This is a genomic window from Thiohalophilus sp. (genome assembly GCF_031581315.1).
GTDB lineage: Bacteria > Pseudomonadota > Gammaproteobacteria > UBA6429 > Thiohalophilaceae > Thiohalophilus.
Genome location: NZ_JAVLAZ010000164.1, coordinates 1 through 2,383 on the forward strand (window position 1 = coordinate 1; position 2,383 = coordinate 2,383).

The 2,383-nt window shown below is 57.7% G+C and carries 2 protein-coding genes; one reads left to right on the plus strand and one right to left on the minus strand.

Translation table 11 applies throughout. From position 1 onward, the window contains the following. Positions 1-211: 211 nt before the first annotated feature. Positions 212-820, minus strand: coding sequence for an adenylyl-sulfate kinase (gene cysC / locus RI563_RS13160; protein WP_310694839.1), 609 nt, complete (start codon positions 818-820; stop codon positions 212-214). A gap of 172 nt (positions 821-992) precedes the next feature. On the opposite strand from cysC, the gene cysG reads away from it, so the two are divergent. Further along, a partial coding sequence (gene cysG, locus RI563_RS13165; protein ID WP_310694840.1) for a siroheme synthase CysG occupies positions 993-2,383 on the plus strand: 1,391 nt, incomplete at its 3' end.

The following is a 2,383-nucleotide window of genomic DNA, read 5'->3' on the forward strand; positions in this document are numbered from 1 at the left end:
TTCAGCTCACCCTGCCGTCCCGACCAAATCAGTTACTAGGGGCTAGAACCTAGGTCCTAGGATCTAGCCCCTAGCCTCTAGCCCCTTTTCTTGTGGGAGGCGACCCATCGGCGACGGTCGCCGCTTTTCCCGAGTCGCGGCTACAAGCCCCTCCTACAACAAACAGTACTAAGTACTAAGAACTCAGAACTCAGCACTCAGCACTCAGCACTCAGCACTTAATAACCCCCCGTTCGGCCAGCAGTCCGATGACGGCCTGAACGGATTCCTCGAGGGATTGTTCCGCGGTATCGAGGTGCAGTTCGGGTTTGAGGGGGGCTTCGTAGGGGGAGCTGATGCCGGTGAATTCGGGGATTTTGCCGTCGCGGGCTTTCTGATACAGCCCCTTGGGATCCCGCTTTTCGCACACGGCCACGGGTGCATCGCAGAAGATTTCCAGAAAATCGCCATGGGGCATCATGTTGCGGGCAATTTCCCGATCCTCGCGCTGGGGGGAGATAAACGCTGTGAGGACGATGACACCGGCTTCGATAAACAGCTTGGCGACATTGGCGACGCGGCGGATATTTTCATGCCGGTCATCCAGCGAAAAGCTCAGATCGCTGCACAGGCCATGGCGCACATTATCCCCATCCAGAACGAAGCTGTGGCAACCCCGGCGGTAAAGTTCCTTTTCCACAGCATGGGCCAGGGTCGATTTGCCCGAGGCGGAGAGGCCGGTAAACCACAGCACCACGCTTTTGTGATTGTGGAGGCTCTCGCGCTGTTCGCGATCGATCGTGGCCGGGTGCCAGATGACGTTGTTGTTGGTGTTATCCACGGGGTACCTACGGTTGGTCGGCAGAAAGCGTTATACATTCTGTTTCAATATATAGTAAAATACCCAGATAATTCAACGGTTTATTACACGGTTTTTCGCGCTGACCGTTTTGTTCTGTCCGGGGTTGATTCGGAATTCGGCGCACCAATCGCAATGTGAGTGACTTGCCAATATGAAATTCTTGCCAATTTTTCTTGATGTCAGGGACAGGCCCTGTCTGGTGGTGGGCGGTGGCGGTATTGCCGCGCGCAAGGTGTTTTTGCTGCTGCGCGCCGGTGCCAGAGTGACGGTGGTGTCACCCGAACTGTGTCACGAACTCGAAGAGAAGCAGCATAGCGGGGAAATCGAGTACCTGGCGCGTGCCTTTGAGCCGACAGACATTGAGCAGCCGATGGTCGTGATTGCCGCGACCGATAATGAAAGCGTCAACCGCGAGGTGTCGGAACTGGCCAAAGCCAAAAATATCCCGGTCAATGTGGTCGATGCGCCGGAATTGTGCACCTTTACCATGCCGTCGATCATCGATCGTTCCCCGGTCCAGATTGCGATTTCCACCGGCGGTGCCTCTCCGGTGCTGGCCCGTTTGCTGCGTTCGCGACTGGAAACCGTCATACCGGCTGCCTATGGCCAATTGGCCAGCCTGCTGGAGAGTTACCGGGAGAAGGTCAAGCAACGCTTCAGCTCGATTACCGAGATTCGCCGTTTCTGGGAAGCCATTCTGGAAGGGCCGGTCGCGGATCAATTGCTGGCGGGCAAGGAGAATGAAGCCCGGGCCTTGCTGGAAGCGGCCGTGGCCAGCGGTCAGCCGCCGTCACTGCAAGGCGAGGTGTATCTGGTGGGCGCCGGCCCGGGGGATCCGGATCTGCTGACCTTCAAGGCGCTGCGCCTGATGCAACAGGCCGATGTGGTGGTGTATGACCGGCTGGTCTCGCAGGGTATTATGGATATGGTGCGCCGCGATGCCGAGTTTATCTACGCCGGCAAGGAGCGTAACAAGCACGCGATTCAACAGGAGGATATCAACACACTGCTGGCGCGTCTGGCCAAAGAAGGGAAAAAAGTGCTGCGTTTGAAGGGCGGCGATCCGTTCATCTTCGGCCGCGGCGGCGAGGAGATTGAAACCCTGATGAAGGAGGGCGTCACCTTCCAGGTTGTACCCGGGATTACCGCTGCGGCCGGTTGTGCCGCGTATGCCGGGATTCCTCTGACCCATCGGGATTATGTCCAGTCCTGCACTTTCGTTACAGGTCATCTCAAGGACGGCAGCATCAATCTCAACTGGCCAACCCTGGCGCATCCGGGGCAAACGCTGGTCTTTTACATGGGGCTGCACGGTGTGCGTTCTATTTGCGAGAACCTGGTCAAGCATGGGCTGGAGGACAGGACGCCGGCTGCACTGGTCGAAAAAGGGACCAGCCAGGAGCAGAAAGTCCACGTCGGGACACTTGCCACCCTGCCGGATCTGGTCCAGAACCACGATATCAAACCGCCCACGCTGATCATCGTCGGCGAGGTGGTCGCCTTACACGACAAGCTCAAATGGTTCGATCCGACCGGGCATGA